This window comes from uncultured Roseobacter sp. (assembly GCF_947495025.1).
Lineage (GTDB): Bacteria > Pseudomonadota > Alphaproteobacteria > Rhodobacterales > Rhodobacteraceae > Roseobacter.
In genome coordinates this window covers 440070-460685 of the sequence record NZ_CANLXG010000002.1, presented here as the reverse complement: position 1 = coordinate 460685, position 20616 = coordinate 440070, and the positions used below count along the sequence as shown (strand labels likewise).

The window sequence follows — 20616 nt, the reverse complement described above, 5'->3', positions numbered from 1 at the left end:
TCATGTCCAGGCAATCTGCTCCGGACGGATCTCAAAGGAAATATGGTGCTCGCCACCGACCAGACCCTCGCGGGTGTGGTTGTAGAGAGAACGCCAGTATGGCTGGAGTGTCACGCCTTCGTCCTGAACAATGGCCTGACCCTTCATCATCAGTGCGCGGCGCGCCTCAACATCCGGGGTGGCCAGTGCTTCTGACAGAATGCCGTCGAACTCTTCGTTTGCCCAGCCGAACTCGTTCCAGGCTTCACCCGAACGGTAGGCAAGGGCCCAGACCTGCACGCCCAGAGGGCGGTGGTTCCAGTTGGTCGAGGAGAACGGATACTTGGACCAGTCGTTCCAGAAAGTCGAACCGGGCAGAATTGTCCTTTTGACTTTGATGCCGGCGTCGCGCAGCTGAGCTGCAACAGCATCGGTTGTATCCTTGCGCCACGCGTCGTCGATAGAGATGAGCTCGTGCTCAAAGTCGCCCATGCCAGCCTCTTCCATCAGGGCTTTGGCTGCGGCAGGGTCAACCTTGCGCTCGGGCAATGCCGCATACTCGGGGTGCATCGGGCCGACATGGTGGTTTTCTGCCACCTCGCCGCGACCGGCATAGCCAAGTTCCAGCAGAACCGCATTGTCGACAGCCATAGAAATCGCCTGACGCACACGCTTGTCCGCGTAGGGCTGCATGCCATCGACTTCGGCCAGCTGGTTCGGCCGGATCACGATAGTCGCCGCCGTGACAACAGAGTTGTTCTGCCAGCCGTCCAGCGTGTCGAAGATGTCGATGAAGTCACCTTCGATGGAGTATGTCATGTCGATCTCTTCGGCCTCGGCCGCAGCAACAAAGGCCGACGGGTCGGTGCCATAGTCGATGTATTCGACACGGTCCATATAGGCGCCGTTGCCTTCATTCCACCACGTGTGGTTCTCGTTACGAACCAGCACACCCTTGACGCCGACTTCCATGGATTCAGGCAGATAAGGGCCGGTGCCGACCGGATTGCTCAGCGCCGTTTCCGGCGTGTAGGAGGCCGGCACGATGGCCGCCGGATAATCCGCCATGCCAGGGATGAGCGAGATGTCGGGGGCCGGCAGGTTCAGGCGAACGGTGTGGCTGTCGACAACTTCAATCGCGCCGTCGATTGCTTTTTCAGTATCAGCGTCGATCAGCGTCGCAAAACGGCCAGCCATCGAGTTACCCTCAACAGCCTTGTCGCACCAGCCGGCGATGTTGCGGGCGACGTCCTCGGCAGTGAAATCGCTGCCGTCGTTCCACTTCACGCCCTTACGAACGTTCAGGGTGTAGACCGTCGCGTCGTCACTGATTTCCCAGCTTTCCAGCAGTTTGCCGGTAAAGGTGCCGTCGTTTTCATAGTGAACGAGGTATTCCAGCCATCCGCGGCTGAAGTTTGCAATCTGGCTCCAGTCATAGGTGCGCGGATCCTTGAGCGCGCGGACTTCCTGCTGGATGCGGACTGTGCCGCCCATCTTGTGACCTGCCGCCTGTGCGGGGGCAGCCATGCCGATCATCGAATAGGCGGTCGCCGCGGTTGCGCCGAAGGCACTGGCCAGGGCCAGAAATTCGCGGCGGTTCACAGCGTCGTCGCCAACCTTCGATGCAGAGTCCACGATGGACTGCGGCAACGGCTTACCGGTGCGGGTGAAAAATGTCATGTTCTTCCTCTCTGTTGTGCGCAGCGGCTGGCTGCGCGGGTGCCGGATATTTTCCCGGTCTGGTGATGCAGTTTTTCTGCTGTTGAGCGGCCCCTTCCGGGGAACGCGGTGAGTTTCAAACACTCAGGTGTCTGGCGTCAACCCCATCTTCTGCAGCGGTTTTGTGCCGGCCCGGTCGGGCGGAGCCGAATGTCCCCCACCGTCTCGGCCGTTTTTTGCATCTCTGGTTGGCCAGGTGCTTTTCACCGGGCTCGAATAACCGGCTGACCGGGCGATTTTGTTGGCCCAATGACGCAATTCAGGCCGTCAGTGTCGCTGGCAGACCTTGATCAGTGCAGGCTCATCTGCATGGGCAAGGATGACCTTTCAGTGCTCAGAACCGGGCAGGACCGCAGAGTCTGAGACGGTAAAAAATCCGGGTGGTGTAAAAAATTCTGAAATCCACCGGGAAACTATTGCACAGATTTGACCAAAACCGAATCTGGTGCTTGTGCCGGACAGAGAACAGGCGGATCAATGGCTGGGACACTGAACACGTTTTCGCGGCATTGCGACAGGCCAGAAAAATGAGAGAGAAGCTGTGAAATCTTTGCAACCCGCCAGTATTGCGCCACCCGTGGCCCGTTATTCGCATGGCGTCGAAATACCGCCAGGGTGCCGGTGGGTCCGCACCGCTGGCCAGCTGGGGATTGCTGGTGATGGCAGTGTCCCGGCTGATGCGCTGGGTCAGGCCGGGATCTGTTTCGCAAACATTTCGGCGATACTGGCGGAAGCAGGGATGACGGCTCATAACGTCTGCCATGTCACTGCCTATGTCACCGACCGGGATCATATGGCAGGTTACATGCAGGCACGCGACAGTTTCCTGTCCGGTGCTCCTGTGCTTCCCACGTCAACTCTGCTCATCGTTTCCGGCTTTACCCGGCCGGAATTTCTGGTCGAGGTCGAGGTCTGGGCCGCGGGTTAGCACCAGTGCAGGTGGTCAGCTCCGGGGATAATCGCCCCGCACAAGGCGGCGCACACTCCAGCCCCGGGTGCCCGCGAAAAAGACTAAGGAAATAATGATTGCTTCCCAGCCACCGGGGCCATGTGGCAATCCGCGCCACAAAAGCGCACCCGCAGTCAACGCCAGCCCGGCGACGGCGAAACAGGCACGGAATATGAGATCACCGCGTGAAGGGCCAAAACGGTTGGTGCTCTGGGATGGTCTGTTGTCGTGCGACGCCATCGTATCTTTGCCGGTTCAGTCGTTCTGATCCCGGTCCTTGTTCTTGTTCTTTTTTGCGGCCTGCATCCGGCGAAACAGGAAAAACAGTGCAACAAAAACGACGATCCAGAACAGCAGGTCAATCATTGCATCTGACATATTGGTCTTTCCTTTGTGCGTCCGGGCCTGGCCTGTCCCGATATCTAGCCGGCGGGCGCCGTTTCACAAGTTTTTACTGCGCTCTGATCCCGGAAGTCTCTTTGCAATATGGCGCCCCGGTCCTTAAAAGTTGTAAGTGCAACAAACCGGGATCGTCCCATGCCCTCTGACAGTACCTTCGACCTTCAGGCTTTCCTGCCATATCTGCTGACCCAGGCGGCAGAACGCAGCAGTCTGGAGTTCCATCAGGTTTACAAGGACCGCTATGGTCTGTTGCGGACGGAATGGCGGGTGCTGTTTCACCTTGGTCTTTACGGGTCAATGACGGCCGGTGCTATCGGAACAGCCGCGCAAACGCATAAAACCAAGATCAGCCGGGCCGTGCACCGGCTTGCCGAAAAACGGTACATCACCCGAAACAGGGACGAAAAAGACCGGCGGGTCGAACATCTTGATCTCACGCCGCGCGGCCGGTCCGTGTTCAATGAACTGCGTGGTATCGCGGCCGATTACGATGATGCACTGAACGCGCAGTTGTCGCCGCAGGAACTGGAGGTTCTGCGCACCGCGCTCAGAAAGCTGGGCGGCAGCGACGGCGGTCCCTTTACCTGAACGGCAATTCAGGTCACCCATGACGCATGACTGACCAGATCAAAGGACTTCTGATTACGCTCGCCGGTGTTCTTCTGGTCGTACCGGACGCACTGTTTGTGCGTCTCATCACAGCCGAACCGCTCACGATTGCGTTCTGGCGGTTGTTTCTGGCCGGTGGCGTAAGTGGTCTGGGCATTTTGCTGTGGCGCGGCACGACACCTTTCAGAGCTGTGCTGAATACAGGTGCCTGCGGTGTCATCTACATGGTCGGGATCGGCGGCAGTGGTGTGCTTTTCGTGCTGGCAGTCAGCCTGACGTCGGTGGCCAATGTTGTCTTTATCATTGCGGCCCTCCCGGTGTTCGCGGCCCTCTTCAGCCGGGTTTTTCTGGCCGAGCCGATCCGTCCTGCGATGGTAATGACCATCCTTTCGGTCGCGGCTGGCCTTGGGATTATTGCTGCCGGATCCGGAGAGAACGAAAACGCTGCCCTTTCGGGTGATCTGCTTGCGCTGTGCGTTGCGGCCCTCTTTGCTGCGGGTCTGACGGCGGCGCGGCGCGTGCGTCACGTCTCAATGGTGCCTGGCGCCGCCATGGGCTATGTCGTTGCCGCGATGCTGATCCTGCCGTTTACGGCCCCGTTATCAGTGCCTGCAGGTCAGGTGCCGCTGGTGCTGGCCCACGGGATTTTCATTCTGGGCAGTTCGGTTCTGCTGGCGATCGGTCCGCGTTTCATTTCATCGCCCGAGGTCGGCCTTCTGGTTCTTCTGGAGAGCGTTCTGGCACCCCTGCTGGTCTGGGCTGTGGTCAATGAGCACCCGGGTCAGTGGACACTGGTCGGTGGCGCGGTCGTTGTGGGCGCGCTGTCTGTTTCTAATTTCCGGATGCTGATGCGCCGGCAGATCAGAAGTCGACAGTAACGCCCGGCAGATTCAGAGCCTTGACAAGATCACGCAGTTCCTGCCGCGCGGCCACGTTCGAAATGTTCAGCTGTTTGACGCCGATATCCTTGAGGTCCAGCAGTGTCAGCCCGCGTGGGAAAAGCTCGCGGAACACGACCCGCTCAGAAAAACCGGGGGCAATACGAAAACCGATCCGCTTGCTCAGATTATTGATCGCACGTTCCATTTTTTCTTTGTTGACCATGCGCTGTGCGCCCATCCGGTTCCGGACTACGATCCAGTCAATCGGGGTCAGACCGGCCTGTGCCCGCAGTTGTCGTGCGTTCCAGACCATTTCGGAATAGACCGACGGGCCAAGGATTTCCTCACCCGTCGCATCCGTCCGCGCAAGCAGATCAAAGTCGACGAAACTGTCATTCAGCGGCGTGATCAGTGTATCCGCCAGGCTGTGCGCTACCTGGCTGAGGCGTGTGTGCGAGCCGGGACAGTCAATCAGGATAAAATCGTTGTTGGGTTCAAGATCGGCCACCGCGGCGGAAAGCCGGTGGTCATAGATGTTTTCCCCCGGTTTCAGAGCTGACGTAGAGATTTCCGGAAGGTCATGCACGTGCGCACTGGCCAGAGACAGCCCCGCCTTTTTCAGAAATGCGGCGCGGTTTTCTGAATAACGCCCGAAAGTGCGCTGCCGCAGGTCCAGATCAAGTGCGCTGACTTTGTGCCCCATCCTCGCGAGGGCTGTTGCCACATGCATGGAAACGGTTGATTTTCCCGCGCCACCCTTTTCGTTTCCGACGACGATGATATGCGCCATATGCCCGATCCTTTGTCCCGTCGCTTTGTGCGGCCGTTGTGAGCGCGGACTATAAGTTGGACGCCTGGGTTTGGGAAGCGGTCGTGGCGCTGAATTCGTCTCTGATATGCGGGAAAACAGCCGCCGCGGCTTCCCCGTCACAGGTTCGCTGGTGGCACGTGCCGCGCCAGGCGGTTTTTGCCGTGACGTGACACAGCGTGCAGCAATGCGTACTCTGTCGGGGGACCGCGGCAGGTACTGGCTTTGTGCAGGTGCAGATGCTGACCGGCGCGATTTTGCGGTAGGCTGAAGACATGCTGAAGTTCGGTAAAGAAACAACAAAGCTGCTCGAAACTGCCTATCAGGGAGGCGATGCGAGCCGTCGCAGACGTAAAGCCTTTGACGCTCTTCACCTTTGCGAGGGTGATACGGTGGTTGATATCGGTTGTGGCAACGGACTGCTGACCGAACAGATCGCGCGTGCCGTCGGGAAAACGGGACACGTGATCGGGGTTGATCCCAGCGCAGATATGCGCGCGCTGGCCCAGGCACGCTCTGCTGAATACCCGTCGGTGAAGATTTGCGACGGGCGCGCCGATGCGCTGCCGCTCAAGGATGGCGCGGCCGGCAAGGCCGTCGCTGTTCAGGTGCTTGAATATCTGTCGGACATTCCATCAGCAGTGCGCGAAGTGCACAGGGTTCTTTGCCCCGGTGGCAGGTTTGTTGCGGTCGATACCGGGTGCGCCACCCTGGACTGGTTCTCGGAAAACGAAGAGCGTATGCAACGTGTCCAGGCGGCCTGGGATCATCACTATGCCGAGGCGCGCGTTGCCGCCCGGTGGCCCGAACTCATGCGGTACGGAGGTTTTGCCGCAGCAGAAATTGAGCCTTTCACTTTCTGCGACGTGACGATGCGGCCGGATGGCATCGCATTTATGCTGATGCACCTGATGTCACGCTATGCTTCTGAAAACGGTCATATGCCCGCGCATGAGACACAGGCGTGGTTCGATGAACAGGTGGATCTCGCTCGCCGGGGGCGGTTCTTCTTTTCACTGACGTACTTCAGAATGAGCGCCGTCAGGATTTAGGCAGTTACAAAGGCAATTGTCCGTCATGCGTTGTCTTGGCAGGGCCACATGTGATGCTTGCGGCCCGGCTCCGCGCATTGCCGGTTCGTTGTGCGGTTTTATTGCCCCGGTGGCGGCAGATAGAGCCGGTGTGAAAACCGGGCTCTGAGTGATGCGGTTATCGGAAGGCTGCTGGACGGCCCCTGCTGCGAGAGCGGTGGCCCGGGCCCCGTGCAAGTGTTTCTGGCTGCGTTGCACAGAGGGGATGATTGCACCGTGACCGGCGTTTGCCAGACATCTGTTGCAGGCCGCAGATATCTTCGTCCGCGGGTGTTTCCACGCGCTCCAGAAACGGGGGGCATTTGCGGCTGACGGGTCGCCGGAAAGCGGTCAGCGCAAACAAAAAGGGCCGTCCCGGAAGACGGCCCCTTGATCTGTAAAGCGGTAAAGGGTTCAGAAACCCAGACCTGCGTATTTGTTCTTGAACTTGGAAACGCGACCGCCGGTGTCCATCAGACGCGACGAACCACCTGTCCACGCGGGGTGCACAGACGGGTCAATGTCCAGCGAAAGCTGGTCGCCTTCGGCGCCCCATGTGGATTTCATCTGTACCACGGTGCCATCGGTCATTTTGACGTCGATGATGTGATAATCTGGGTGTGTATCTGCTTTCATCGGTCAGATCCTTATGCGCTGGCGCCCGGGCGGGGCTTGTAGTTGCTGTTCTCGGCGATACGCGCGGACTTACCGCGGCGGCTGCGCAGATAGTACAGTTTCGCGCGGCGAACACGGCCACGGCGGACAACTGTAATGCTGTCGATGTTTGTCGAGTGCAGGGGGAACACGCGTTCCACGCCTTCACCGAAGGAAATCTTGCGCACGGTGAACGAGCCGGCGATGCCGTGGCCGTTGTTGCGCGCGATGCAGACGCCTTCGTAGTTCTGCACACGGGTACGTGTGCCTTCGGTAACTTTAAAACCGACGCGGACGGTGTCACCGGCGCGGAAATCGGGAATGTCTTTTCCCAGAGCGGCGATCTGTTCCGCTTCAAGCTGTGCAATCAGATCCATCTGATCGTCTCCTATACTGCTCGTGGTTGGTCCACGAAGTTTTGCGCGTTTCAGAGCTTCCGGTCTGTAATCGGGTCGGCATGCTGCGCCCGCCGGGAGAATTCAAACATCATTCCTTGGTTCACGTTTCCCATAAGAAAACGGACCGGAGCCGCACAGGCGATTCCGGTCTCGCGCGTTCTAGGAGGAAATCAGTTCAGGATCAAGCCCGCAGCAGGCGATAAGCGCAGGTAATCCGTCACAGGTCAGCCCGCGCCGGCAAAGCGGTTGGGCAGTGCGTTGCGCAGAACAGAGGTGGAGATGGAGCTTTCGCAATAAAGCTGCGCCATGAGGTCAGCGCCCGGGTCCTGTTGGGGTGCGGGTTTTTTCGCCACACGGGGTGCTGGTTTGGCGGGTTTGCTCCGTACGATCCGTTCGCGCCTGTGGCCCGGGTCGAAGCGGGAGTACTTTTCAGTGGGTCCGGTGGTTTGCATTTCCTGTCCGGCGATTGCATTGAGCAGCTTCAGCATCGATCCTCTCCCGTCGTCTTTCGCGACTTACTATTGAGGTTGAATCTGTCAGGTTTTTGTCAAATTGTCTGTATTTCGTGGCTGAATATGGGCGTCGTGACCGTATGTGTTGCCAATGAGAGTCATTTTCCGGGATTGTTGCGCTTTTTGGCCCAGAGATCAGGGCGTCTGACCTTTGTAAGCGACTCGGACTGGTTGCGCCGCCACTTTTCAATCTCGGCATGGTTGCCGGAGAGAAGGACGGGCGGGATATCGCGCCCTTCCCAGCTGGCCGGTTTCGTGTATTGCGGGTGTTCCAGCAGACCGTTCGAGTGGCTTTCATCCACGGTGCTTTCTGCATTTCCAAGCACCCCGGGCAGCAGCCTTACGGTGGCGTCCAGCATCGCCTGAGCCGCCAGTTCGCCGCCGGTCATTACGAAATCGCCCAACGACACCTCAGTGACGTCAAAGTGCTCGAGCACACGTTCATCAACGCCTTCAAAACGCCCGCACAGAACCGTCACCCCGTCGCAGCGCGCAAGATCCCCCGCCATTGACTGGTCAAAGCGTCTGCCGCGCGGAGACATATAAAGAACCGGCCACCTGCCGCGGGCATTTGACTGCGCTGCCTGCAGTGCGGGGCCGACCACGTCGGCCCGCAGAACCATCCCGGCACCGCCACCTGCGGGGGTGTCATCGACATTGCGATGTCTGCCGATGCCAAAGTCCCGCAGGTCATGGGTGTGCAGCTGCCATTTGCCTTCCTGCAGCGCCCGACCGGTCAGCGACTGTCCCAGCACGCCTGGAAATGCGTCAGGGAACAGCGTAACGACCCGAGCCTGCCATACACCGGCAAGCTCCTCGCCGCCGTCCATCAGCGACCGTGGTGTCAGCGTTGGCCGGATGGTTTTACGTCCGTGGCTGCGCGGCGTGTCAGGCATCAGAAAAGCCCGTCGGGCGGATCGGCGACAATGCGGCCTGCGCCGAGATCGACGGTGGGCACTGCGGCAATCGTAAAGGGCAGCAGAACAGTCTCAGACGATCCGGGCCGCTGGATTTCCAGCAGATCGCCGGCACCGTGGTCCTGCACCAGTTTTACTGTTCCAAGCAATACGCCACCTGTGTCAAAAACTTCGATACCGATAAGGTCGGCGTGGTAATATTCGTCATCCGGCAATGATGGCAGCTGGTCACGCTGCGCATAGAGACGTTCGCCCTTCAGCGCGTCAGCCTCTTCTTTGGAAGAGACTTCAGCGATGCGTGCAGCAAAGCCGTTTTTGATGGGCCGCACCAGCGCCAGATGAAAACTGCGCGCGCCATCTTCTGAGGTCAGCGGGCGGTATGTCTCGATATCTTCGGGTACGGCGCAGAAGCTTTTGACGCGCAGCTCGCCGCGCACGCCATAAGCGCCGCCGATGGCGCCGACACAGATTTTGTCGTCACTCATTCGTCCACTCCAATGCAGATGCCTTCTGACACAGCACCGCCCCGGTCCAGACAGGTATCCGACTGCCGGGCACGTTCATACATAATACCTGCGAAAAACGTCAGAAGCACCAGGATCAGGGTGCGGACCGGTCGGAACATGTCAGGCCTGCGGGGCTGGTGGGGGTAGGCCCGCCCGCAGCGCGCGGGCGGTGCCATTGTTTTCGGTGCGCCCTCCCGGAAAGGAGGGCCGCAACACCTGCTTATTCCGCAGTTTCTTCTGCAGGAGCTTCTTCTTCGGCGGGCGCAGCGGCTTCCGCAGCTTTCGCGGCTTTCTCTTCCGCACGCTCCTGAGCTTTCTTACCCGGTGTGCCCTTGTTGGGGTTGTTGCGCACGGACTTTTCTTTCAGGCCGGCTGCTTCCAGCATACGGGCCACACGGTCTGTGGGCTGTGCACCCTCTGCCAGCCAGTGCTGAACGCGCTCGACGTCCATTTTCACGCGCTCTTCGCTGTCTTTGGGCAGCAGCGGGTTATAGGTGCCCAGCTTTTCGATAAAGCGACCGTCGCGCGGCATGCGGCTGTCTGCTGCAACGATACGGTAGAAAGGGCGCTTTTTGGAGCCGCCGCGGGCGAGACGAATTTTCATAGCCATGGTCTGTTTTCCTCTTGGTGTTTTTTAGATGAGGCCGGAGCCTCTCAGGATTGGGGTTGTCGCACCGAAGGTGCGCTTGAAGTTGTCGCACCGAAGGTGCGCTTGAAGTTGTCGCACCGAAGGTGCGCTTGAAGTTGTCGCACCAAAGGTGCGCTTGAAGTTGTCGCACCAAAGGTGCGCTAGTTCTGGTGTTTACGATGGTGCTGAATCACTTCAGCGATGATGAAGTTCAGAAACTTCCTGGCGAATTCAGGATCCAGATCGGCCTGGTTCGCCAAATCTTCGAGCCGCTCGATCTGGGCCGCTTCGCGCGACGGATCTGACGGGGGAAGGTCGTGTTCGGCTTTGAGTTTCCCCACAGCCTGAGTGTGTTTGAACCGCTCGCCCAGCGTATAGACGAGGATCGCGTCCAGCCGGTCGATGCTGCTGCGGTGCTCTTTCAGCACTTCTGCGGCGCGGGTTACTGCGTCGGTCATTTCCGGCCTCCTGTAACGCACCGGCAGGAACGAGGCCCTGCATCGGTATCACGTGGGTATTGTGCCGGCTCATGGCGCACGGGGGTATAAGGATCAGTCAAGAGCCCATCCTTTCGGTCTGAACAGCGGATCAGCGTAGTGGCCAATCTCCATTTCGATACCGTGCGCCAGCTGCGAGTTGCGCAGCGCCTCAGGGGCCGGATGCCGGTAGACAGCGTCGTTCCCGTCGATGGTAGCAGCCGCAGGATCTTTCTTTGCTCCCAGACGCTCGGCCAGGCGGATACTGTCGAGGTTTTTAGGGTCGATGTAGCTGACCGCCGTTATCCAGCCGCAGATGTCGTAAAGGTATCCGCGTACTGCGTGGGTCGCCTCGAGCGCATACCCCTTGCCCGCCATCTCGGGCCAGATAACCCAGGCGATTTCGGCCTCGGGCCATTGCGCAGGCTTCCAGCCGCCCGCCATACCATAGGTTCTGTCGGTCTGTTTGTCGTGGATCATCCACATGCCATAGCCGCGGATCTGCCAGTGGCCGATTTCAGCGGCATAGAGCATCCACGCCTCATAGGCGTTCAGGGGCCCGCCCATGAAACGCGCACGGTAGCTGGTGAAAGTCGCCTTGAAATCGGGATAATCCTGGGGTTCCGGGCCGCGAAGGATCAGGCGTCTGGTTTCCAGTACGGGGATGAGTGCACCGGTCATGCCATGTGCCCTCCGCGGTGATAACGCCAGACGCGGGCGTCTCCCTGCATTCCCTCTGGCACAGCGCCGAGGCGCCGGGCAGTTGCCTGAGAACGGATGTTTGCGGGATCAATATAGCTGACCAGCGTGTTCCAGCCGAGTGTCTCGAAAGCGTGCGTGCGGGCGGCGTCCGCTGCCTCTGTCGCCAGCCCGTTGCCTTCTGCTTCGGCTGTCAGGACAAAGCCAAGTTCCGGTTCCATGTCACCAGGCTCGAACCCAAGCAGGACAAAACCGGCGATGGCGCCCTGATGGCCGATTGTCCAGATACCGTGGCCATGCAGCAGCCAGGTTGATGTCATCTGCGCGAAATCTGCCCAGGCGTCCTCACGCGACAACGGTCCCCCGAGGTGTTTACCGCGTTCGCTGCAGGCGATTTCTGCGTAGACCTCGAAATCTGTCACGCGGGGCGCGCGCAGGATCAGCCGCGTGGTGCGCAGGGTCGGCAGTTTTTCCTGCAGGCCGAGGGCAAAGAGCGCCGCCGCACCCGGGCGTGGTGTTTCGCAGGCAAATGTCATTTCAGCACCTCCGGGCGGGGGTGGCGGTAGACCAGAACGTCCTTTTCCGGGTTCGGGATGGTGGCACCGGTATCAAGCGCTGCACCCAGCCGTTCGGCGAGGCGCACCGAGGCATTGTTGCCCCTGTCGATGTAGCTGACGATCGTGTCCCAGCCCAGCACGGTCCACGCGTGATCAAGGCAGGCGCGGGCGGCCTCGCGCGCGATGCCCTGGCCTTCGCTGGTGGCATCGAAGAGGACCCAGCCTACTTCTTTTTCCGGCCAGCCGTGCGGATACCAGTGACCGACGATCCCGAGCGGTGCGTCAGAGCCCCGGCGTGTCACGGTGAACATGCCAAAGCCACGCATGACCCAGTGGCCGATTTCGGTGCCGAAGAAGTTCCAGGCCTGGCGCGGCGTCATCGGCCCGCCCACAAAGCGGGCGCGGTCCGTCTGATAAAACGCCATGAAAGCATCGGCGTCCGCAGGGGCGGGCGCGCGCAGCACAAGGCGTTCGGTTTCCAGCACCGGGGTATCAAACCAGGGCGTGTTCATGTGGTCACCGGCGACGGATGTGTCCAGATTTCGGCGTCAGGCTCATGAGGCGGAGCGGTGCCATCCGTTGTTGCGCCAAGCCGTTCTGCCACGCGCTGTGACCGGCGGTTGTCGCGGTGGATGTAGCTGACCAGTTTTTGCAGGCCCAGAGTATCGTGTGCCCAGGCCCGCACGGCTTTTGCCGCTTCGGTGGCGTAGCCTTTGCCTTCGGCACCGTCAAACAGGTGCCAGGCCAGCTCTTCCTGTGGCCATTGCGCGTGCCGGAGCAATCCCGCTCGCCCTACTGCGGTGGCGTTTTTATCTTTCAGGGTCAGCGTGAAAAAGCCGAAACCGTGCCATTGCCAGTGGCCGATGCCCGTCATGAAGGCAAACCATGCCTCGGCCACAGTGGCCTGCTCGCCCTGCGCCTTCATGCGCGGGCTGGCGGTCAGAAATGCCGTGAACGGGGCAAGATCCGACTTTTCCGGTCCGCGCAGGACCAGCCGCTCTGTCTCCAGACGCGGGGCATATGTCAGCGCTGTGCTCACTTCTTTTTGCCAAATCCTGAAAGACCGGGGGGCAGAGGCATGCCGCCACCACCCATACCACCCAGGCCGCCGGGCAGCCTGCCGCCCATCTGCTTTGCGGCGGCTTCCAGCGCTTTGGGGTCCATGCCGGCGGCCATGTCCTCGGGCGAGGGGCCGCCTTTGCCGAACATGCCCTTCATGGCCTGCTTCAGCATGCCGCCTTTGCCCATTTTGCCCATCTTCTTCATCATGTCGCCCATCTGGCGCTGCATCTTGAGCAGCTTGTTCAGCTCGGAGACTTCCATACCCGCACCCTTGGCGATGCGTTTTTTGCGGCTGGCCTGAAGGATCTGCGGGTTCGCGCGTTCTTTCTTGGTCATGGACTGAATGAGCGCGATCTGACGTTTGATGATGCTGTCGTCGATACCGGCGTCCTCGACCTGTTTGGCCATTTTTCCCATGCCGGGCATCATGCCCATCATGCCCTGCATGCCGCCCATCTTCTGCATCTGCTCCAGCTGCATGCGCAGGTCATTCATGGTGAAGTGGCCCTTCATCATGCGTTTGACCATTTTCTCGGACTGTTCCAGTTCGAGCGTTTCCTGGGCCTTTTCCACCAGAGCGACGATATCGCCCATGCCGAGAATACGACCGGCGATCCGGTCCGGCTCAAAGGTCTCAATGGCGTCCATTTTCTCGCCCAGACCCACAAAGCGGATGGGCTTGCCCGTGACAGCACGCATCGAGAGCGCGGCACCGCCGCGTCCGTCGCCATCCATCCGGGTCAGGACGACGCCGGAGACGCCGATCTTGTCGTCGAATTCGGTGGCCACATTCACCGCGTCCTGGCCGGTCAGGCCATCCACCACCAGCAGGGTTTCGCGTGGGTTGGCCACATCGCGCACGGCAGCGGCCTGGGCGATCAGTTCCTGGTCGATGTGCAGACGGCCCGCCGTATCGAGCATATAGACGTCATAACCACCAAGGCCCGCCTGGGTCTTCGCGCGTTTCGCGATGGCGACCGGGTCCTCGCCCTTGACGATGGGCAGGGTGTCGACACCAATCTGCGTGCCCAGGATCGCCAACTGTTCCATCGCGGCAGGTCGGTTCACGTCAAGCGACGCCATCAGCACGCGCTTGCCTTCTTTTTCCTTCAGCCGCCTGGCGAGTTTTGCGGTCGTTGTGGTTTTGCCGGAACCCTGCAGGCCGACCATCAGAATAGGTGCGGGCGGGTTGTCGATTTTCAGCGCGCCGGGGTCTTCTGAGCCTTTGAGCACGTCCACCAGGGTGTCGTGCACAATTTTGACGACCTGCTGGCCCGGGGTGATCGATTTGGTGACGGCCTGACCGGTGGCCTTTTCCTGGACGGCTTTGACGAAATCGCGGGCAACGGGCAGCGATACGTCCGCCTCGAGCAGGGCCACGCGGACCTCACGCAGGGCGGTGCTGACATCCTCGTCGGACAAAGCACCCTGTTTGGTGAGACGGTCAAAGACGCCACCGAGGCGTTCGGACAGATTTTCAAACATGGGCCGCGGCCCCTTTCGTTGTCGGTTGCGGGATGTTCCTGATGTAGGAACGCCGCGGTAAATGCACAAATGCCCCCGCCCACGGTTCAGTCGTGGGGCCAAAGCCAACGGACTTTGCCCCCACGGGCGAAACTCGCTGGTGGGGGGCGATCCCGGATGATCCGGGACCGGAAGTCTGACGCTTCCGGAATTGTTGCGGTCGTTTAAGCCTGCTGGCGCGCGGAGTCAAGCCAGGCGTTAATACGGTCAACGGCTTTTTCGGCCTGTGGGCCGCTGCGGTAACTTCGGGTCAGCCCCACTCGGTTGTCTGGGTGATCCTTGCCAAGCACGAGCGCGATGCGATGACCGTCGGGATCGTCGTGACCGCCCTTGTATGTCTGTACCATCGCCCGGGTTATCTGCCCGATGGGATGGCTTTGCGCGTGATATCCGGACCGGCGTTTTCGCCGCAGCGTGCAGGCGCCTTCGCGCCGGTCAAAGATCACCTGCACCCGTTCGGTCGCAAGCCACAGCGCCGGACAAAGCAAACCAAGCGTGACCAGGGCGGCAAAAACCGCAGATCCACGGTCGCCGCCCGCCCAGGCGTCCATCGAAACCCAACCGATAAACAGCACAAAGGCCACAAGACACAGCGTCAGACGCCAGGGCCGGTATTCCAACACAAGCAGATGCGGGGTATCCGTCACGATTTTCATGTTGCCCGTATGGCCGGAAATTATGGCGATTTCCGGGAACGCGCACGAAAAGGGCGCACGACCCGCGTGCGCCCGGCGTTTAAGCGGCAGTTGGTTCAGGCAGCAAGGCTCTGGATTTTTTCTTCTGCTGCGGCGATGGCGGCACCGGCGTCGGCCATCTGGCGATCAGCGGCAATGATTTCGACGTCGGTGATGCCGATAAAGCCCATGATGTGACGTATGTAGCCGGAAGCAAAGTCGATATCAGAACCGACCGGCGTGCCGCCTGTGGCCAGAGCGATCACCGCGCGTTTGCCTTCGAGCAGACCGACGGGACCGTTTTCGGTATACTTAAAAGTGACACCGGCCCGGGCGATCTGGTCAATCCACGCCTTGAGCGCGGCGGGCACACCAAAGTTGTAAACCGGCACACCGATGACGAGGACATCGGCGGCGTTGATTTCGGCCACGAGCCTGTCAGACAGAGCCAGGGCCTGTTTCTGGTCATCAGTACGCTGATCAGCCGGGGTAAAGTTGGCATTCACCCAGGTCTCGTCGATCTGGGGAATTGCCTCGCTGAGGTCACGTCGTGTGACTGTACCGCCCAGACGACCGGAGATTTTCGACGTCAGCTGACGTGTGGTCGAACCGTTCAGGCGGGCAGAGGCATCGATCTGAAGAATTTTCTGTGTCATGTCGGGTGTCCTTGCTGGAGATATGTTGTCTTTCTGCCCTCCAATATGGTCAAAACAAATTTGCACGCAATGCATCAATTCAAACACAAGATGTGCATTTTTGAACATTTCGGGTAAATCTGACGCGATCCTCCGTTCACAATCACAGGGGCGCGGCCCTGATTCCAAAAGATTCTTGCAATTCCGCACATCTTTCCCGAATTCTGGCCCGGACACAGATACAGACGGGCGGGGATACGCGGGTGGACAACTGGGACGAGATCAGAACCGCTTTTCAGGTGGCGCGCATGGGGACTGTCAGCGGTGCTGCAGATGTGCTGGGTGTACACCATGCCACGGTCATCCGGCACATTGATGCGCTCGAAGGCCGGCTGGGTGTAAAACTCTTCCAGCGCCATGCCCGCGGGTATACTGCGACAGAGGCGGGTCAGGACCTTTTGCGCGTCGCTCAGGCGACCGACGATCAGTTCAGTCAGCTTGCCGGCCGTATAAAGGGCCGGGGCAACGATGTGTCCGGTGAACTGGTGGTGACCTCGCTCATCAGCATCGCGCCGCGCATGGCGCCCTTGCTGGCCGAATTCCAGCGGGGGCATCCGGACGTCGTTGTGCGATACCTTACCGGCGCGCGGCTTTTCCGGCTTGAATATGGCGAGGCACATGTCGCGATCCGCGCAGGTACAGTGCCAGATCAGCCGGACAATGTGGTCCAGCCTTTCCACGAACAGAAAATGGGGCTCTATGCCAGTCGCGGATATATCGAAACCCATGGCAGGCCTGACGGCGTCGACAGTTTCGGACGCCATCGTTTCGTGGCGCAGGACGCAGACGACAGCAGAGCGCCTTTTGAACGCTGGCTGCGTCAGAATGCACCGGCCTCTGCGCTGACGTTCCGCAGCACAGACACACGCGCGATGGAAGCTGCGATCAAGGCAGGTGCGGGTATCGGGTTTATGCCGGTATACGATGCAGAGCAGGACGAGAACCTCGTCGAAGTACACCCGCGTGAAGACGGCTGGGCAGGGCCGCTCTGGCTTGTCACGCATGTCGATCTGCACCGGACGACCAAGGTTCAGGCCTTTCTGACGTTTCTCAAAGAACAGTCACGGGACTGGAAAGTATGACACCTTGACGCCCGCGCTGCGCGGCCATGCCGCCATGCTGGCTTTCTCTGCTCTGGTGGCGGGATCGTTTTCGCTCGGCGCGCAGGCGGCAAATGATATCGAGCCCGCTGCGCTGAACGCGGTGCGCTTTGTCATCGCAGCCATGGTGATCGGCGCGGCGCTACTGGCCACGCGGGGTATGCCCGAGGGCGGGTTTCGGGCGCCCTGGCGGTATGTGGTGCTGGGCGCGTTGCTGGCAGTTTACTTTGTGCTGATGTTCGAGGGGCTGAAGACCGCGCCGCCGGTAAGCGCGGCGGCTGTCTTTACGCTGACGCCGGTCGTGGCCGGCTTCTTTGGCTGGCTGCTGCTGCGGCAGGTCACCACCGCGCGCATGGCGCTGGCGCTGAGCATCGGCGCGGTTGGCGCGCTCTGGGTCATTTTCCGTGCGGATTTCGCGGCTTTCCGGGCGTTTGAGGTGGGGCGGGGCGAGCTGACATATTTCGCAGGCTGCGTGAGTCATGCCTTCTACACACCAATGGTGCGGCGGCTGAACCGCGGTGAGTCCCCGGTGGTCTCGACATTCGGCACCTTACTGGCAGGCGCGCTGCTGTTGCTGGTCTGGGGATGGTCTGATCTGCGTGCGACGCCTTGGGCGGATCTGCCGGGTATCGTCTGGGTGACCATTCTCTATACGGCTGTCTTCGCCTCGGCGGCGACCTTTGTTCTGTTGCAGTATGCCAGCCTGCGCCTGCCAAGCGCCAAGGTAATGGCCTATACCTATCTTACACCGTCCTGGGTGATCATCTGGGAAGTGGCGCAGGGCAAGAGCCCGCCGCCGCCGCTGGTGGCCGCCGGTGTGGCACTGACTGTGCTGGCGCTGCTGCTGTTGCTGCGCGACGAGCACGGCCAGGCCTAGCCGGACTTAAGCTCGGTTTTCAGAAAGCGCTCAAAGGCATCGAGGTTCACGGGCTCAAACTGCCCGAACCCCTGCATCCAGACTGAAGCCGCGCGCATTGCGTCCGGGTCCAGTTTGCACCATTTCACCCGGCCGCGTTTTTCCTGGGTGATGAGGCCGGCATTGGTCAGGACCACAAGATGCTTTGAGATGGCCGCCAGCGACATCTCAAACGGCTCTGCCACATCCGTGACCGCCATGTCATCCTCGAGCAGCATTGTCAGAATTTCCCGCCGTGTCGGGTCCGCCAGCGCTGCAAATACCTGATCAATCGTGCCTGCCATGCCCCGTCATACCCGTCGGGCGCCTGACAGAAAAGAGCCGTTACCCTCGGGGATGAAAGGTGGATTGCGACGGAAACCTGTGACGGGAAGCCGCCAGATCAGCCGCGTCGAGCCCGATATCACGGGCCAGATGGTCGCTGAGTGGGGGTAGCGCGTCATAGCGTCCGCGTGCCGGGATGACCCGCCTGATCGCGGTAATAATGCGCGACACCAGCGCAACCCGACTGGCTCCGGCGCGCAGGGATGGGTCGCGCCGGGGCGCGTTTGTGTGCAATAAAGTCATGATTGGCCTGCTTTCTACGGTGTAAATATTCTATAAAGGGCCGGATGCGTCGCCACAAACGCCGATCCTTGACAAGATATGTGCAGAAAAGTCACGTATAGGCATGTCCAGGACGCTCCCTCCCCTGAATGCCTTGCGCGCTTTCGATGCTGCCGGGCGGCATCAGAGCTTCAGCCGTGCGGCTGATGAAATGAATGTCAGCCACTCTGCCGTGAGCCGTCATGTGCGCGGACTGGAAGCGCGGCTGGGTGTTCAGCTTTTTCGCGACTTACCACGCGGCGTGGAGCTGACGGCGGCCGGGCAGGATTATCTTGAACGCATCCTGCCCGCTCTGGATGCTATTTCGGAGGCGACAGAGGACCTGTCTGCCGTGCCGCGGGGCCGTGTGACCGTGAACAGCGAACCGCTCTTTGCCGAGCGCTTCATTCTGCCCCGCCTCGCGGGATTTCAGACAACCTTTCCCGACATAGAAGTGCGGCTGGAATCCTCGCCCATGCTGGCGGATGTCGATCGGTATGAGGCTGACCTGGCCATCAGATTTGCCCACACCGGGCGCCTCGACGTGCCGGCGGATCTTCTCAGCTCGGCACCGATCTATCCGCATGCCTCGCCTGCGTTTCTGGAACGGCACAGGATTGATCGCCCTGAGGACATGCTGGGCCTGCCGATGCTCCGTGACCGGTCCAACAACATCTGGAACGACTGGTTTGCCGCTGCCGGGATCAACGCGCCGCAGCTGCCACAAGGTGGCTGGCGGCTCAGGTCGCCCCTTGCCTATGAAGCGGGGCTGAACGGTCTGGGCCTCTATATGGGTTCGACCGAATGTGTGTCGCATGACCAGGCCCTGGGTCGTTTCGTGCGCTGCTTTGAGACAGGCATTCGCGACGGCGCGTTCTATATCGTTTATGGAGCACAGGCCAGACGCCGGACGGCCGTCAAACAGTTCGGTGCCTGGCTTCTGGACGAGACACAGGCGTTCCGTGACGGCTCTGAAGGTGATCAAGATCAACCGATTGGTTGAATAACGGGTTTCGTGCGGAATCTCTGAAACGACCCCTGCGACAGGGTGACCCGCCGTTCCGGAAGCGGTGGAAAATGATTAAATTACAACGCGATAAGTGCAAACTGCCCCTGGGTTGATGCCTGTTGACTCTGCAGATGCCGCGCAATAGCAAAGCGGCAGTTCCACAAAGGGGCATTTTGCGTGTCAGAACCCGGGCCAGATCAGCAACTCAAAGAGCTGGAAGCACGGATTAAGGCAGCGAAGAAGGCGCAGGAGCCGGGTGCCCGTGTGGACGAACATTATTCTCAGGCGCAGCTCGCCTGGCGGATGGTGATAGAGCTTGTTGCCGGTCTCGGGATCGGCTTTGGCATCGGATACGGGCTGGACAGCCTGTTCGGGACGCTCCCGATTTTCCTGGTGCTGTTTACAATGCTGGGTCTCGCGGCGGGCATCAAAACGATGCTCCGGTCGGCGCAGGAGATCCAGGAGAAGAAACTGGCCGAAGAGGCCGAGACGAAAGACGAGGGAGCCTGAGATGGCGGAAAAGGCAGAGACAGGCGGTCTGGTATTCCACCCCATGGACCAGTTCATCGTGAAGCCGCTCTTCGGCAGCGACGTCACATGGTATACGCCGACAAATACGGCGCTCTGGATGGGTTTTTCAGTCATCGCGATCATCGTTCTGCTTGTACTGGGGAGCTCGAAGCGGGCAGTTGTTCCATCGCGCTCTCAGTCGGTTGCGGAACTGGCCTATGGCTTTATCTACAAGATGGTCGAGGACATCTGCGGCAAAGAGGGGCTGAAGTTCTTCCCCTATATTATGACGCTGTTCATGTTCATTGTCTGCGCGAACTTCCTTGGCCTCATCCCCACATCCTTCACGCCGACGTCGCATTTTGCGGTGACTGTCGTGCTGGCGCTGGCGGTGTTTATCACCGTAACCATCGTGGGTTTCGTGAAAAACGGCGCGGGTTTCCTGAGCCTGTTCTGGGTCGCATCGGCACCGCTGCCCCTGCGCCCTGTGCTGGCAATAATCGAACTGATCTCGTACTTTGTGCGCCCGGTCAGCCATTCCATCCGTCTTGCCGGTAACGTCATGGCAGGCCACGCGGTGATCAAGGTGTTCGCGGGCTTCGCGGCACTTACAGCTGTCAGCCCCGTCGCCATTCTCGGCATCACAGCAATGTACGGTCTGGAGGTCCTCGTGTCCTTCATTCAGGCCTACGTTTTCACCATTCTGACGTGTGTCTATCTCAAAGACGCTCTTCATCCGCATCACTGATTTCGGACGGCACGTCCGTTCACATCTTC

Annotated in this window: 29 protein-coding genes; 9 read left to right on the top strand and 20 right to left on the bottom strand. The window is 60.1% G+C overall.

What is annotated here, in order from left to right; translation table 11 throughout:
* Entirely contained in the window at positions 1-1659 is a 1659-nt protein-coding gene (locus Q0792_RS10365; RefSeq protein WP_298839882.1) for an ABC transporter substrate-binding protein, read from the bottom strand.
* 580 nt (positions 1660-2239) lie between these two features.
* Here Q0792_RS10365 and Q0792_RS10360 point away from each other — a divergent pair.
* Complete coding sequence (locus tag Q0792_RS10360; RefSeq protein WP_298839880.1) at positions 2240-2626, top strand: RidA family protein; 387 nt, start codon at positions 2240-2242, stop codon at positions 2624-2626.
* A gap of 276 nt (positions 2627-2902) precedes the next feature.
* Here Q0792_RS10360 and Q0792_RS10355 read toward each other — a convergent pair whose 3' ends face one another.
* The gene (locus Q0792_RS10355; RefSeq protein ID WP_298839878.1) at positions 2903-3025 is read right to left on the bottom strand and encodes a hypothetical protein; all 123 of its coding nucleotides are present in this window, start codon (positions 3023-3025) and stop codon (positions 2903-2905) included.
* Positions 3026-3184: 159 nt separating this feature from the next.
* Here Q0792_RS10355 and Q0792_RS10350 point away from each other — a divergent pair, with 159 nt between their 5' ends.
* Entirely contained in the window at positions 3185-3637 is a 453-nt protein-coding gene (locus Q0792_RS10350) for a MarR family winged helix-turn-helix transcriptional regulator (RefSeq protein ID WP_298839875.1), read from the top strand.
* Positions 3638-3663: 26 nt separating this feature from the next.
* Complete coding sequence (locus tag Q0792_RS10345) at positions 3664-4536, top strand: DMT family transporter (protein WP_298839872.1); 873 nt, start codon at positions 3664-3666, stop codon at positions 4534-4536.
* Here the strand turns inward: Q0792_RS10345 and Q0792_RS10340 are convergent.
* Positions 4520-5329, bottom strand: coding sequence for a division plane positioning ATPase MipZ (locus tag Q0792_RS10340; protein ID WP_298839869.1), 810 nt, complete (start codon positions 5327-5329; stop codon positions 4520-4522). The two genes, Q0792_RS10345 and Q0792_RS10340, sit on opposite strands and share 17 nt — an antisense overlap.
* A 293-nt stretch (positions 5330-5622) precedes the next feature.
* On the opposite strand from Q0792_RS10340, the gene Q0792_RS10335 reads away from it, so the two are divergent.
* Positions 5623-6399 (top strand): methyltransferase domain-containing protein, encoded by a 777-nt coding sequence (locus tag Q0792_RS10335; RefSeq protein WP_298839867.1) that lies wholly within the window; start codon positions 5623-5625, stop codon positions 6397-6399.
* A 432-nt stretch (positions 6400-6831) separates the two neighbouring features.
* Here the strand turns inward: Q0792_RS10335 and rpmE are convergent, their stop codons facing one another.
* The 15 genes from rpmE to Q0792_RS10260 form a co-directional block, all read right to left on the bottom strand.
* A complete protein-coding gene (gene rpmE, locus Q0792_RS10330) occupies positions 6832-7053 on the bottom strand; it encodes a 50S ribosomal protein L31 (RefSeq protein ID WP_295311011.1) in 222 nt (73 codons plus the stop codon).
* A gap of 11 nt (positions 7054-7064) precedes the next feature.
* Positions 7065-7448 carry a 50S ribosomal protein L19 gene (rplS, locus tag Q0792_RS10325; protein ID WP_298839864.1) on the bottom strand — a complete coding sequence of 128 codons (384 nt, stop codon included), beginning with the start codon at positions 7446-7448 and terminating at the stop codon, positions 7065-7067.
* A 245-nt stretch (positions 7449-7693) separates the two neighbouring features.
* A complete protein-coding gene (locus Q0792_RS10320; RefSeq protein ID WP_298839861.1) occupies positions 7694-7957 on the bottom strand; it encodes a hypothetical protein in 264 nt (87 codons plus the stop codon).
* A gap of 122 nt (positions 7958-8079) precedes the next feature.
* The gene (gene trmD, locus Q0792_RS10315; RefSeq protein WP_298839859.1) at positions 8080-8877 is read right to left on the bottom strand and encodes a tRNA (guanosine(37)-N1)-methyltransferase TrmD; all 798 of its coding nucleotides are present in this window, start codon (positions 8875-8877) and stop codon (positions 8080-8082) included.
* Entirely contained in the window at positions 8877-9383 is a 507-nt protein-coding gene (gene rimM, locus Q0792_RS10310) for a ribosome maturation factor RimM (RefSeq protein ID WP_298839858.1), read from the bottom strand. The genes trmD and rimM overlap by 1 nt, the downstream gene beginning before the upstream one ends.
* Positions 9380-9523 (bottom strand): hypothetical protein, encoded by a 144-nt coding sequence (locus Q0792_RS10305; RefSeq protein WP_298839856.1) that lies wholly within the window; start codon positions 9521-9523, stop codon positions 9380-9382. Before Q0792_RS10305 ends, rimM begins: the two co-directional genes overlap by 4 nt.
* Positions 9524-9624: 101 nt before the next feature.
* Positions 9625-10014 (bottom strand): 30S ribosomal protein S16, encoded by a 390-nt coding sequence (gene rpsP, locus Q0792_RS10300; protein ID WP_298839854.1) that lies wholly within the window; start codon positions 10012-10014, stop codon positions 9625-9627.
* 179 nt (positions 10015-10193) lie between these two features.
* Positions 10194-10490, bottom strand: a complete 297-nt coding sequence (locus Q0792_RS10295; protein ID WP_298839852.1) for a chorismate mutase — start codon at positions 10488-10490, stop codon at positions 10194-10196.
* Between the two features lie 93 nt (positions 10491-10583).
* Positions 10584-11189, bottom strand: a complete 606-nt coding sequence (locus Q0792_RS10290; RefSeq protein ID WP_298839849.1) for a GNAT family N-acetyltransferase — start codon at positions 11187-11189, stop codon at positions 10584-10586.
* Positions 11186-11743 (bottom strand): GNAT family N-acetyltransferase, encoded by a 558-nt coding sequence (locus Q0792_RS10285; RefSeq protein WP_298839847.1) that lies wholly within the window; start codon positions 11741-11743, stop codon positions 11186-11188. Before Q0792_RS10285 ends, Q0792_RS10290 begins: the two co-directional genes overlap by 4 nt.
* Positions 11740-12276, bottom strand: coding sequence for a GNAT family N-acetyltransferase (locus Q0792_RS10280; protein WP_298839844.1), 537 nt, complete (start codon positions 12274-12276; stop codon positions 11740-11742). The genes Q0792_RS10285 and Q0792_RS10280 overlap by 4 nt, the downstream gene beginning before the upstream one ends.
* The gene (locus Q0792_RS10275) at positions 12273-12803 is read right to left on the bottom strand and encodes a GNAT family N-acetyltransferase (RefSeq protein ID WP_298839841.1); all 531 of its coding nucleotides are present in this window, start codon (positions 12801-12803) and stop codon (positions 12273-12275) included. Before Q0792_RS10275 ends, Q0792_RS10280 begins: the two co-directional genes overlap by 4 nt.
* Positions 12800-14311, bottom strand: coding sequence for a signal recognition particle protein (ffh, locus tag Q0792_RS10270; RefSeq protein ID WP_298839838.1), 1512 nt, complete (start codon positions 14309-14311; stop codon positions 12800-12802). Before ffh ends, Q0792_RS10275 begins: the two co-directional genes overlap by 4 nt.
* A gap of 203 nt (positions 14312-14514) precedes the next feature.
* The gene (locus Q0792_RS10265; protein WP_298839835.1) at positions 14515-15006 is read right to left on the bottom strand and encodes a hypothetical protein; all 492 of its coding nucleotides are present in this window, start codon (positions 15004-15006) and stop codon (positions 14515-14517) included.
* A 95-nt stretch (positions 15007-15101) separates the two neighbouring features.
* Positions 15102-15680: an NAD(P)H-dependent oxidoreductase gene (locus tag Q0792_RS10260; protein ID WP_298839832.1), complete on the bottom strand. Its 579-nt coding sequence runs from the start codon at positions 15678-15680 to the stop codon at positions 15102-15104.
* Between the two features lie 242 nt (positions 15681-15922).
* Between Q0792_RS10260 and Q0792_RS10255 the strand changes: the two genes are divergently transcribed.
* Both Q0792_RS10255 and Q0792_RS10250 read left to right on the top strand, forming a co-directional pair.
* Positions 15923-16801 carry a LysR family transcriptional regulator gene (locus Q0792_RS10255; protein WP_298839829.1) on the top strand — a complete coding sequence of 293 codons (879 nt, stop codon included), beginning with the start codon at positions 15923-15925 and terminating at the stop codon, positions 16799-16801.
* A 4-nt stretch (positions 16802-16805) separates the two neighbouring features.
* Positions 16806-17696, top strand: coding sequence for a DMT family transporter (locus Q0792_RS10250; RefSeq protein ID WP_298839827.1), 891 nt, complete (start codon positions 16806-16808; stop codon positions 17694-17696).
* Here the strand turns inward: Q0792_RS10250 and Q0792_RS10245 are convergent.
* Positions 17693-18019 (bottom strand): helix-turn-helix transcriptional regulator, encoded by a 327-nt coding sequence (locus Q0792_RS10245; RefSeq protein ID WP_298839824.1) that lies wholly within the window; start codon positions 18017-18019, stop codon positions 17693-17695. The two genes, Q0792_RS10250 and Q0792_RS10245, sit on opposite strands and share 4 nt — an antisense overlap.
* 40 nt (positions 18020-18059) lie before the next feature.
* Complete coding sequence (locus Q0792_RS10240; protein WP_298839821.1) at positions 18060-18302, bottom strand: hypothetical protein; 243 nt, start codon at positions 18300-18302, stop codon at positions 18060-18062.
* 103 nt (positions 18303-18405) lie between these two features.
* Here Q0792_RS10240 and Q0792_RS10235 point away from each other — a divergent pair, with 103 nt between their 5' ends.
* The 3 genes from Q0792_RS10235 to Q0792_RS10225 all read left to right on the top strand — a co-directional run bounded on the left by Q0792_RS10235 (position 18406) and on the right by Q0792_RS10225 (position 20587).
* On the top strand, positions 18406-19323 hold the full coding sequence (locus tag Q0792_RS10235) for a LysR substrate-binding domain-containing protein (RefSeq protein WP_298839818.1): 918 nt from the start codon (positions 18406-18408) through the stop codon (positions 19321-19323).
* Positions 19324-19506: 183 nt separating this feature from the next.
* On the top strand, positions 19507-19839 hold the full coding sequence (locus tag Q0792_RS10230) for an AtpZ/AtpI family protein (RefSeq protein WP_298839814.1): 333 nt from the start codon (positions 19507-19509) through the stop codon (positions 19837-19839).
* A gap of 1 nt (position 19840) precedes the next feature.
* Complete coding sequence (locus Q0792_RS10225; protein ID WP_298839811.1) at positions 19841-20587, top strand: F0F1 ATP synthase subunit A; 747 nt, start codon at positions 19841-19843, stop codon at positions 20585-20587.
* The last annotated feature ends 29 nt before the right edge of the window (positions 20588-20616 follow it).

Excerpts from the sequence above, each read along its gene's own strand:
- rimM (WP_298839858.1), bottom strand. The coding sequence starts at position 9,383 with ATGAGTGACGACAAAATCTGTGTCGGCGCCATCGGCGGCGCTTATGGC.
- Q0792_RS10355 (WP_298839878.1), bottom strand. The coding sequence starts at position 3,025 with ATGTCAGATGCAATGATTGACCTGCTGTTCTGGATCGTCGTTTTTGTT.
- Q0792_RS10290 (WP_298839849.1), bottom strand. The coding sequence starts at position 11,189 with ATGACCGGTGCACTCATCCCCGTACTGGAAACCAGACGCCTGATCCTT.
- Q0792_RS10225 (WP_298839811.1), top strand. The coding sequence starts at position 19,841 with ATGGCGGAAAAGGCAGAGACAGGCGGTCTGGTATTCCACCCCATGGAC.
- ffh (WP_298839838.1), bottom strand. The coding sequence starts at position 14,311 with ATGTTTGAAAATCTGTCCGAACGCCTCGGTGGCGTCTTTGACCGTCTC.
- Q0792_RS10350 (WP_298839875.1), top strand. The coding sequence starts at position 3,185 with ATGCCCTCTGACAGTACCTTCGACCTTCAGGCTTTCCTGCCATATCTG.
- Q0792_RS10265 (WP_298839835.1), bottom strand. The coding sequence starts at position 15,006 with ATGAAAATCGTGACGGATACCCCGCATCTGCTTGTGTTGGAATACCGG.
- rplS (WP_298839864.1), bottom strand. The coding sequence starts at position 7,448 with ATGGATCTGATTGCACAGCTTGAAGCGGAACAGATCGCCGCTCTGGGA.
- Q0792_RS10285 (WP_298839847.1), bottom strand. The coding sequence starts at position 11,743 with ATGACATTTGCCTGCGAAACACCACGCCCGGGTGCGGCGGCGCTCTTT.
- Q0792_RS10335 (WP_298839867.1), top strand. The coding sequence starts at position 5,623 with ATGCTGAAGTTCGGTAAAGAAACAACAAAGCTGCTCGAAACTGCCTAT.
- Q0792_RS10345 (WP_298839872.1), top strand. The coding sequence starts at position 3,664 with ATGACTGACCAGATCAAAGGACTTCTGATTACGCTCGCCGGTGTTCTT.
- Q0792_RS10305 (WP_298839856.1), bottom strand. The coding sequence starts at position 9,523 with ATGTTCCGACCGGTCCGCACCCTGATCCTGGTGCTTCTGACGTTTTTC.
- Q0792_RS10320 (WP_298839861.1), bottom strand. The coding sequence starts at position 7,957 with ATGCTGAAGCTGCTCAATGCAATCGCCGGACAGGAAATGCAAACCACC.
- Q0792_RS10365 (WP_298839882.1), bottom strand. The coding sequence starts at position 1,659 with ATGACATTTTTCACCCGCACCGGTAAGCCGTTGCCGCAGTCCATCGTG.
- Q0792_RS10280 (WP_298839844.1), bottom strand. The coding sequence starts at position 12,276 with ATGAACACGCCCTGGTTTGATACCCCGGTGCTGGAAACCGAACGCCTT.
- Q0792_RS10260 (WP_298839832.1), bottom strand. The coding sequence starts at position 15,680 with ATGACACAGAAAATTCTTCAGATCGATGCCTCTGCCCGCCTGAACGGT.
- Q0792_RS10295 (WP_298839852.1), bottom strand. The coding sequence starts at position 10,490 with ATGACCGACGCAGTAACCCGCGCCGCAGAAGTGCTGAAAGAGCACCGC.
- Q0792_RS10245 (WP_298839824.1), bottom strand. The coding sequence starts at position 18,019 with ATGGCAGGCACGATTGATCAGGTATTTGCAGCGCTGGCGGACCCGACA.
- Q0792_RS10235 (WP_298839818.1), top strand. The coding sequence starts at position 18,406 with ATGTCCAGGACGCTCCCTCCCCTGAATGCCTTGCGCGCTTTCGATGCT.
- Q0792_RS10340 (WP_298839869.1), bottom strand. The coding sequence starts at position 5,329 with ATGGCGCATATCATCGTCGTCGGAAACGAAAAGGGTGGCGCGGGAAAA.
- rpsP (WP_298839854.1), bottom strand. The coding sequence starts at position 10,014 with ATGGCTATGAAAATTCGTCTCGCCCGCGGCGGCTCCAAAAAGCGCCCT.
- trmD (WP_298839859.1), bottom strand. The coding sequence starts at position 8,877 with ATGCCTGACACGCCGCGCAGCCACGGACGTAAAACCATCCGGCCAACG.
- Q0792_RS10240 (WP_298839821.1), bottom strand. The coding sequence starts at position 18,302 with ATGACTTTATTGCACACAAACGCGCCCCGGCGCGACCCATCCCTGCGC.
- rpmE (WP_295311011.1), bottom strand. The coding sequence starts at position 7,053 with ATGAAAGCAGATACACACCCAGATTATCACATCATCGACGTCAAAATG.